This is a genomic window from Streptococcus sp. 339 (assembly GCF_013277285.1).
In the GTDB taxonomy this organism is placed as follows: Bacteria; Bacillota; Bacilli; order Lactobacillales; family Streptococcaceae; genus Streptococcus; species Streptococcus pseudopneumoniae.
Window position 1 is genome coordinate 10,498 of record NZ_VMMR01000085.1, and the last position, 9,404, is coordinate 19,901.

Consider the following 9,404-nt stretch of genomic DNA (forward strand, 5'->3'; position numbering starts at 1 on the left):
GTTTGCTCTTTGATTTTCACTGAGTATTCCTTCATTTTCTCCTGCAATTGAATTCTTGCTCGGCTTTTTGTTTTCTATTTCTTTAAAATCAAAGTAGCTCTTTTATAATAACTCGATCAACAAACATCGTGGTACAAGTATCTACTTTGAAATTTATCAACCACTTAACAACTGATACTGTATTCTAGGAAAACGATGACATTCTTCCTAATAAAACTTCTCATATATAGCATAAATTTCTACTCTTTTTAATTTTAAATGAGTCTCAGTATGGCAATCACTTTAGAATTTAAGCCACTTCTCCAGCTCGATCATTGATGAGCTCAATGGTTTGAACAATATTACGAAGTACTGGTAGTTGGTGTTGAAAGAGTAGTTGAACAGATCCATGAGATTTAAATGGCTCTTGCGTTAACACTTTCATCTCTAAGCAACCATTTTCTACAATGTAGTCTACAATCAATTTTACAAATGAAATCTGCCTAGCATTAAGGTTCTCATCCGACAAAAATTTAGAAAAAATACGATTGGCAGACTCTCTATCTAAGCCAATAATCTCACGCACCAATCTCGGAATTGCCTTATTTTCATAATGATGTTGGTAGTCTGATTTGCTACCTAATTTTTCCCAGAGCAATTTTTCAAGTGCAAGCACATCATCAGATGTCAACTTTTCATTATGGTATAGCTTAGAAATGGACTCTTCATCCAGATGAGTTTTCAAATAATGCTCAACTTTTTCATTATAAGATCGAAGATCGTTGACCTGCAAAAATGCTGTGGTCTCGTGAACAGTGGAGAGTATACGATCTTCAAAGTTAACATAGTAGGGTTTACGGTCTGTTTTATCCAAAAACTGTAATAAATCTCGAATAGCAAGACGAATTTTTTCCAAATCAGACAAGTTAACTTCTTTCCAAAATTCAGGCTCCTGTACTTTCCTGATAATTTCAGCCTGCTCAAAAACCTGCGGGATATTGCCAATAGCAGAAAGAGCTCTAGCCGTCTTCATCACTTGGGAAATATGAACAGTGGAAGATTTAGCTGTCAGTTGCCCCAACTGAATATGAAGCAACCACAAATCAAATCTCCTCGCCATCTCATCTTCTTTATCTTCATCAAATAAAAGCGGAGAGAGATTTTTTTGAATGGTTTCACTTGTAACAGCAGTTAGATTCTGCCAACTTTCCAATTTCCTATAGCTATAAACTGTATCTAAAACCATACGAACCCTGAAGTCCAACTCATTTAAGCTCTCTATACGACCTTGAAGTTCTAAAACAAGCTCCTGACGGTATGCTCTCGCAAACTGATCTTCTTGGTATTGGAGTCCCTGAAGTTCTCGAATCAAGTCCACTTTGATATTAAATAAACGCTGAGTCAACGAAACAATGTGACGACCCTCTCCATCTCTTGGATCTGCACGAAAATAATCAAAATTGTCCCCATAATCAAATACCAAGAAGTTTTCCTTATCCTGCTCAGGTCCAAATAAATCTTTACATAGACGGGTTCCTCGACCAATCATCTGCCAAAACTTAGTTTTAGAGCGTACTTTCTTGAAGAAGACTAAATTAACAACCTCTGGTACATCAATACCTGTATCTAACATATCGACAGAAATCGCAATTTGAGGATACTTCTCCTTAATTTTAAAATCATCAATCAAGGTCTGATAATGCTTAATACTATAATCAATCACCTGAGCATAGTCGCTCCCTTTTTCAGGATAGCGGTTGTTAAAAATACCTCTGATATATTCCGCATGGTCATGATTTTTAGCAAAAATAATAGTTTTACCAATTTCATCCCCCGAGGCTGTCTGAATTCCTCTTGTCATGAGTTCATTTAAAACAATTTCTACTGTACTTTTATTGAAAATAAAAGAATTAAACACACTCCCATCAATATCTTTTTCACAGCTATCGTCTTCAAATTTGCTATCAAAATGTTCCTTTTCTTCTTCGGATAAATCATCATAATGTAGACCATCCGTAGGTAGTTTCAGTTTGGTTTCGATAGAATGATAGGCTACTAAATATCCGTCTTTAACAGCCTCTTCCAAATCATATGCATATGTTGGAACACCATTCTCCAAATTAAAGAATCCATAGGTGTTTTTATCTAAATCTTGACGCGGAGTAGCTGTTAAGCCTACAATCCTTGCATCAAAATAATCAAAAATGGACTTGTATTTCTGATAAATAGAACGGTGAGACTCGTCAATTATGATAAGGTCAAAATGCCCAACAGTGAAAGGGCGTTGATTTACTTCTTCTTGACCACTAATCGCTCCAATCATGGTCGGATAAGTTGAAAAGACCATGCGACTTGATTGAGCTCCTTCTTTATCTTCTAAGAAGTTACAAACGGAAAGATCTGGGAGTAATTTTCTAAACGAATCATAGGCTTGCTTAACCAAGGAAGTTCTATCGGCTAAGAAGAGAACGTTTTTTACCCAGTTATGACGTGATAAGGTATCAACTAGAGAAACTGCTGTACGAGTTTTCCCAGCCCCAGTTGCCATAACCAAAAGTGCCTGTCTACGATGATTAGAGAAAGCTTCACAAACGCTTGCAATCGCATGTTTTTGGTAGTGACGCCCGGAAATATCGTCTCTAATTTTACTAGAAATATCCTCAAGTGGTTTTTGAAGATGACGTCTATCCATCACTAATTGCAATTCTTCTTGAGAGTAAAAGCCTGCAATCTGGCGGCGGTTCGGACCATCAAGTATATAGTGCTTCAACCCATTTGTAATAAAGCAAATTGGCTGATAGCCGATATGTTTCTCCAGAGCTTCAGCATATTCTTTGACCTGTACTTCCCCTACTTCTGGATTGACAGAGGCTTTTTTAGTCTCTACAATCGCTAAAATTTTCCCATTTTTACCATAAAGTACATAGTCACAGTAACCAATTCCTGAACCGTGCTTGAGACCATCAACAGCTATCTCAACACGACAGTTTTCTTCAAATATCCATCCTGCTAGACGGAGATCAATATCAATAAAGAGCTTTCTTGTCTCTGCCTCAGATAATTGATCAATATGGAAAGGCACATCTTGCCGTTGCGCTGCAGTCTCACGTTTTTCAGTATAAGTCTCTTGAACTTCTACGGACTGAGCAGCCATCTGTTCATGAAAATCAGGCAGTTCTGGTAAACTGTCTTGTAACTTTATCATAGATTGTGGAGTTTCTCGGTATTTGATGTTTGCTGAAAGTAGTAAGCACTTCTCATCAAAATAACGCTCCACAAATTCATTGCTGTAACAATAATCGATAAAATTAACAAACTGATACAAATGATGCAAAGCTAAAATCGCTTCTCGTTCCTTAATTTCACCACCATGAGCAGCATGGTTTCCCCACCGAATCAACAGAACTATCTGCTTGTGGAGTTCAGAATCTACGATATCCCTAAAATCATCATCCCATACTAAAGAAGATAGAGTAGCACGATAGGGAGCTTCTAAATATGAATCGTGACTATATATCCAATGGACAGCCTGCTCTAAAGCACGACGCGCCATAAAGGCAGTAGCCACAGTTGATGTAGCAATCATATTCTCAGCTTCAATGCAAGGTTTTGAAAAAGATTCATATTCGTCATTTTTTAAAAGAAAGCTAAAATTTCCCATTTTTTTCTCACTTTAAACAAATAGTTTAGCTATATTATACTAAATTTCAAGCTATTTCTCCACACTTTTATAGCTATCTCACAAGCAAATTGTGATTTGTCGACCTGGGCTACAAAGTCTGCGAACTCATTTTGGAGGGCTAGAGGGGGGAAAATCAGTTCAAAATTTTTAATCAGTTGACCGTTTAAATTAGGTTGATTTCCTCCTCGTCCAAGTTCTCGTAATTCGCTATACCTTAGCATTAATTGATGCCAAATAAAAACTGGATTGTCTATTTTATTTGGAAATATAGCCCCACATGCTTGGTTGCTAGTAGATTCAACTTTGAGGATTGCACTTCTTCCTCTTGTTTGTCCTTGACCATACATAGCAATTAATATTGTATTAACTGGAAAAAGTTTAAGAGATGTATTTTCTAAAGCAAATTTTGTGATTTTTTCCTCAGTTTCCGTAATTTCTCTATTTATTACCTCAGTTGTTTTTACCCAATTAATCGTTCCGCTATCCCAATATAATTTATTATCTCTTGATGGTGTACTTCCACTAGAAACTTCAAATTTTTCACCTATTTTATATTTGGGGAATAATGTAGTATAAAAATCCCCAAACATCTCATTAAATCGGGATTTGCTTTTAAGAGATGAATTTTTGGTGTGAATGCTTGACATTATTTTGATTGACCATGGCATAGGCCAGGGTTGTGTCAATCTTGCTATGACCTAGCAGTTTTTGGACTTGCTCGATAGGCATACCTTTATCAATTGCCTTAGTCGCTAAAGTTCTTCTGAACTTATGTGGGTGAACCTTTTGTATGCCGAGTTTCTCTCCTAACTTTCTTAAGCGAATCTCTACACCAGCAATTCCAAGCCTCTGGACTTTTCCAACTAACGTTACAAAAAGAGCAGGGTGACTATCTTTTCTGTCGTTAAGATAGTTTCTTAAATGAATTTTCGTACGAGCGTCAAAATATACTGGTCTCTCCTTCTTTCCTTTACCAAAGACAACACACTCTCTGTTTTCAAAATCAATATCTGAACGATTCAACTGTACAAGCTCCCCTACACGCATACCTGTCGATGCTAGTAGGTCTATTATTGCCAAATCTCTCAAATTTTCACAGTTATCACGCATAATTTCCAAATGTTCATCAGTATAAGTTTCCTTCACATTTTGCTCAGTCTTAATTTTCTTTATCCGTCGAATGGGATTTTTAATGATATATTCCTCTTGCTCAAGCCAAGCAAAAAAAGAAGACAATATACGCCTAATATTGTCTAAATTCGCCTTACTACAATCCTTTTCAGACTGGTAATTTGCTAAATAACTCCTTAAATCATCTGTTGTGAGTTGTGTCACAGACTCCTTAATACCATTAAACAAGTTTTCAATCGTCCTCTGGTAATAACGAATTGTTTTTGAGCTACAGCCCTCTACCTGCTTGGCAGTGATAAAGAGTTGCAACAGGTTATTATTCGAATACTTCTGCTGCTTTTTTCCGTCTACTAGATGATGTTCTAAACTCTCTCTCAATGCTAGTAATTGTTCATTATTTAAAAGAGGTAACATTTCTTGCATGATAATTGTAACTTTTGATTCCATAATTTTTCACTTTCTTATTCATCAATAAAAAGAGACAATATCAGTTTCTGCATTACAGAATTCTAATATTGTCTGTTCATTTATTTTCTTGTGCTCATTCAAATCCAGCATACTAGGTTACTTTTTGACCTTTTCTCTAACAGAATGTTCAGAAACCCATTTGGAGTAGCTTATCATTTTTTCATCAGTTAAAGCTTCTACTGCGATGGTTACACACATTTTTACTGCTTCTTCTACCGTTACAGAAAAACGATAGCCATTTAATTGTAAAAATTTGACCAAAACGAAGAAAGAAGTTCTTTTATTAGCATTAGCAAAAACATGCTTCTTTATCAATTGGACAAATAGTATCGTTGCTTTATCAAAAATTGTTGGATAAAGAGGCTTCCCAAAGACAAATTGTTCTGGTAAGTTCACAATCATATTTAAGGCAGAAGGACTAACTGTTTGAATTTTCTCATTTGGAGAATACCGTTGAATTGCTAAAGCATTTATTTTTTCAATTTGCTTTTCTGTTAGATAGATTGTCATTTTTCCACCAAAGCTTTGAAAACATCGTCGTATTCGTCAAATATTTTATATAAATTTAAGTCAAAGGCATCATCAGATACATAAGAAACCTGCTGATCCAATTCTTCAGGAGTAAAGATAATCTCACCACTTGGTAACAATTTAGCTTCGTATTTTACACCACTTGGAATATTAAATTCACTTGGAATCGTAATGGTGATTGAATTTCCTTGTTTTCTTGTTTTTACTACCATCTGATTTCCTCCTTTGTTGTATTATAACAAATCATTACCGTAATTACAATGGCAGAATATCAGCTAAAATACTCCTGCATCAGAGATTTCTTCAAAGTTTCAAGCTCTTCCAGAGATTTTTGGATTGCCAATTGTGATTTGTCGACCTGGGCTACAAAGTCTGCGAACTCATTTTGGAGGGAAAGAGGGGGGAGGATATATTTCTGATTTTCTAATGGTTTTTGAGTTATCTTTGGTTGACCTGAGAAATCAGCAAATTTACTAAAATCAATTACTTTCATTAATTCTAATAAAAATACAAGATTAAAATCGGAATTCTTAAATTCTTTTATATATATAGCATTATCACTTATCCATACCTTACCGTGGGTAGTTCTTACATTGCCACAATATGCACCTACACGACCAATGATGATAGTAGGATTATCAATTAAATATTTTCGACTTTTCCAAGCAATGCCATTTCCACCATAGGCAGGATAACCTTCAAAAACTCTATCATGTTTATCAAGAAATTTTCCACTTGAAAATTTAAAACACTGTTGTCCCGTTTTTACTGCAAATTTCTTGTTATTATTTAAAGGATCCCCAAACATCTCGTTAAATCGGGATTTTACAAGGTTTGAGAGTTCACTAAGCTGCTTATTTCTATTTATTATTTGATACTCTAACCTATCCAATATATCTACTATTGTATTTTGATTTTCTATAGTTTCAATATTAACTTTGGTTTTATTTAAATAGTCAGCTAACTTTAAATTAATAATTCCAGTTGTTTGATTTTGAAATTTTAACACCTTCTTTGTGTCATAAAGATACTTCATTAAATAAAATATATATTTAGAATTATATCCTGGTTTAACTCTTAAAATACTAGTAAAGTTATTTGTGAAATAATCTTGATCTGTAACATCAAAATATACAACACGTCCAACCGGTTGATTTGGACTACCTCCTGATTTTTCAATTATAATATCACCAGTTCGTAGAATTTTGTCGCTGTTTTTATCTTTATCAATTTCACGGCATACAATATTATCTAGATTTAGTCTTCCAGAATTTAGAAAATTTGAGGTTCTAATTACTGCTGTCGCCTCTCCTTTGCCACTATCTTCATTACCCCATTCACCATTTATAGATTTTTCAAATATATTCTGTAAAAAAATGATTGTCATGCAACCACCTCCTCGGAATATCGGGATTTGACGAGCAAGTTTAGTTCATCTAACTGCAATTTTCTTTTAGTCATAAGCCTTTTAATCGTATTAAGAATACAGATAATGTTCTCTTGTTCTTCGATACCTAGCAATTCTAATTGTAAATCAAGTAATATATTCTTGTTTAAATGAGGAATTGTTGCACCTGTTGAATGATCTCGTAAATACTGCGATTTACTTTCCAAAAAGACTCCCAAGTAATCTGATATAATTTTTTCTTTGTATCGCTCATTCTTTTTTAAGACCGTAATTGTACTACCAACAGCTCCCGATAACCCACAACCAATTGTTCCTGCATTAGCACCATCCCATGCTATCAGAATATCATCTGGGAGTGCTTCAGTCATATTTAAACTTTCAGTGAATTTTAAATTATTATTATTTCTTAAATCATCTATTTGAATATAACGTTGGCTTAGAGTTGTTTGTTCAGCAAGTACAGTGGCTTTCTTGCCTTTTTTTAGAGATAAGACTTCCCCCAACTTCACTTTTTTCATACAGCCACCTCCCTACTTGAGTAATTTTTCTAATTCAGCCAAGCCAGCTTGAATTTCTTTTTCTAAATCATTGATTTTCTTTAAGATGACCTCTGTTGGTTCATACTCAACTTTTTCATACTCAATCTCTTTATATTTATTGATAGACAAATCATAATCATTTTCCTTTATCTCAGCAACTGGAACAAAGAAAGATTGATCCGTTCTCTGACGTTCCACTTCTTTTTCAAGATGATGAAAGCGTTCGATAATATCTGGAATATCATTGTCGCTAATCGGTTGTCGCTTATCATCCAAACTTAAACCATCCGCTTTCATATCGTAAAACCAGACCTTGTCAGTACCACCATTGCCAGTTTTTGTAAAGATGAGAATGGCAGTTGAAACTCCAGCATAAGGCTTGAAAACACCACTAGGCATTGAGATTACAGCATCAAGCTTATGGTTCTCTACAATTTCCTGACGAATTCCTTTATGAGCTTTAGACGAACCAAAAAGGACACCATCAGGTACGATAACTGCTGCTCGTCCACCTGGTTTTAAAGTTCGCAAGAAAAGAGAAAGAAAGAGTAATTCTGTTTTTTTGGTTTTTACGGTTGCAAGAAGGTCATTAGAGGTTGAATTGTAGTCAAGTGAGCCCTTAAAAGGAGGATTTGCTAAAACCAAAGTATATTTATCGGCTTCTTCATTATCTTGAGACAGCGAGTCAAGGTAACTGATTTGTGGATTTTCTACTCCATGTAGCATCATGTTCATCGCCCCAAGTCTCAACATAGTCGTATCCGTATCATTTCCATGAAACATCTGATTATGAAAATGATTGATATTATCTGTATTGGTTTCCCATTCATCTTTCTTACGCTTTAAGTAACGGCTAGCAGATACTAAGAAGCCAGCAGAACCCATAGCAGGATCTGAGATAATATCTTTGATGGTCGGTTGCATCAACTCAACCATCATATCGATGATGTGACGAGGTGTACGGAACTGTCCATTTTTACCTGCGGTCGACAATTTTGATAACAGATATTCATAGATATCTCCGATATCAGTAATACTTTGTTTGTCATTATCAAAATCTACATCTAATCCCCTAGTTGGAAAAACATCTAAGATAGAAATTGCCTTTTGAAGCGTAGCAGGTTTATTTATTTGAAAAATAGCTTCTCGCATATATCGTGAAAAGGCTGTATCATCTGTATCTCCCTTGAGATTTTTAATAAACGGAAAAATCTCCTGAGTCATTAAACGATAAACTTCCTGAGCATCTCCTATATTTTTAAAAGTTGACCAACGGTATTCAGGTTTATCTTTTGGAAAAACTCCCTCATAAGGAATCCCTAGAAATTCAGCATCACTTTCACGTCCAAGCTCGACACTATCCAAATCTTTCATAAATAAGAGATAAGTCAACTGTTCAATATTTGTTAAAGGATTTGCATTTCCTTCTGTCCAAAGAATTTCCCACAACTGATCGATTTTATTTTTTAATTCGCCTGTAATCATATCTTCCCTTTTCTTTAGTTTTTAAAACTTAGTAATATCATTATTTTATCAGATTTCAAACAAAGCTTCAATTAACTATATCTATGCGTCACCTGAATATTTTATACTCTTCGAAAATCTCTTCAAACCACGTCAGCTTCACCTTGCCGTAGGTATATGATACTGACTCTGTCAGTTCTAT

The 9,404-nt window shown here is 35.0% G+C and carries 7 protein-coding genes and 1 pseudogene; all 8 read right to left on the minus strand.

Features of this window, described 5'->3' with window-relative positions; translation table 11 throughout:
• Positions 1-289: 289 nt before the first annotated feature.
• The 8 genes and pseudogenes from HT736_RS09560 to HT736_RS09595 all read right to left on the minus strand — a co-directional run bounded on the left by HT736_RS09560 (position 290) and on the right by HT736_RS09595 (position 9,223).
• Positions 290-3,640, minus strand: a complete 3,351-nt coding sequence (locus HT736_RS09560; protein WP_172930985.1) for a DEAD/DEAH box helicase family protein — start codon at positions 3,638-3,640, stop codon at positions 290-292.
• A 29-nt stretch (positions 3,641-3,669) separates the two neighbouring features.
• Positions 3,670-4,308 (minus strand): restriction endonuclease subunit S, encoded by a 639-nt coding sequence (locus tag HT736_RS09565; RefSeq protein WP_240148140.1) that lies wholly within the window; start codon positions 4,306-4,308, stop codon positions 3,670-3,672.
• Entirely contained in the window at positions 4,274-5,239 is a 966-nt protein-coding gene (gene xerA / locus HT736_RS09570; protein WP_120008022.1) for a site-specific tyrosine recombinase/integron integrase, read from the minus strand. Before xerA ends, HT736_RS09565 begins: the two co-directional genes overlap by 35 nt.
• A gap of 117 nt (positions 5,240-5,356) precedes the next feature.
• Positions 5,357-5,770 carry a type II toxin-antitoxin system death-on-curing family toxin gene (locus HT736_RS09575; RefSeq protein WP_172930986.1) on the minus strand — a complete coding sequence of 138 codons (414 nt, stop codon included), beginning with the start codon at positions 5,768-5,770 and terminating at the stop codon, positions 5,357-5,359.
• Positions 5,767-6,003 carry an AbrB family transcriptional regulator gene (locus HT736_RS09580; RefSeq protein WP_172930987.1) on the minus strand — a complete coding sequence of 79 codons (237 nt, stop codon included), beginning with the start codon at positions 6,001-6,003 and terminating at the stop codon, positions 5,767-5,769. Before HT736_RS09580 ends, HT736_RS09575 begins: the two co-directional genes overlap by 4 nt.
• 59 nt (positions 6,004-6,062) lie before the next feature.
• Entirely contained in the window at positions 6,063-7,178 is a 1,116-nt protein-coding gene (locus HT736_RS09585) for a restriction endonuclease subunit S (RefSeq protein WP_172930988.1), read from the minus strand.
• Positions 7,179-7,189: 11 nt separating this feature from the next.
• A pseudogene (locus HT736_RS09590) lies at positions 7,190-7,717 on the minus strand (restriction endonuclease subunit S); the annotation flags it as partial.
• Between the two features lie 12 nt (positions 7,718-7,729).
• A complete protein-coding gene (locus HT736_RS09595) occupies positions 7,730-9,223 on the minus strand; it encodes a class I SAM-dependent DNA methyltransferase (RefSeq protein WP_050281863.1) in 1,494 nt (497 codons plus the stop codon).
• Positions 9,224-9,404 lie beyond the last annotated feature (181 nt).